Source organism: Ruegeria sp. AH12 (assembly GCF_056541465.1).
In genome coordinates, this window is sequence record NZ_JBQFYL010000223.1 from 1 (window position 1) to 533 (window position 533).

Sequence of the window (533 nt, forward strand, 5' to 3'; positions counted from 1 at the left end):
GTCGGGGCCAAGTCCACAGCCCGGACCATGCTAAAGGATACCGCAAATGTACTTGTTCTTGGCTTTTTTATTGGTTCCGATCATCGAGATCGCCCTGTTTATACAGGTTGGCGGTCTGATCGGGCTTTGGCCGACGCTTGCAATCGTGGTTCTGACCGCCGTTCTGGGCACGGTTCTGGTGCGGACACAAGGTCGCATGGCGCTGGCGAATTTGCAGCGATCCTTTGCCGAATTGGACGACCCAACCGAACCGCTGGCCCATGGGGCGATGATCTTGCTGTCCGGTGTTTTGCTGCTGACACCAGGGTTTTTCACCGATGCCATTGGTTTTGCGCTGCTTGTTCCCGGCATCCGGGTCGCAGTGTTCCGCTATCTCAAGTCCAAGGCGACCATCACCCATTTTCAAATGGGCACCGGCGCACAATTCAGGTCGGGGCCAAACCCGTTTGATCAGGACGATGTGATAGATGGCGAATTCACCGAGGTTCGCCCTCGCCAGAACTCCGGAAAGCCGTCGAAGTGGGTGGAAGGCC

General features: G+C 56.8%; 1 protein-coding gene. It reads left to right on the forward strand.

Going from position 1 to position 533, the window contains the following annotated elements; all coding sequences use genetic code 11:
• Positions 1-46: 46 nt before the first annotated feature.
• The coding region (locus ACR0EL_RS22750) for an FxsA family protein (protein ID WP_480502391.1) at positions 47-533 on the forward strand (487 nt) is incomplete at its 3' end.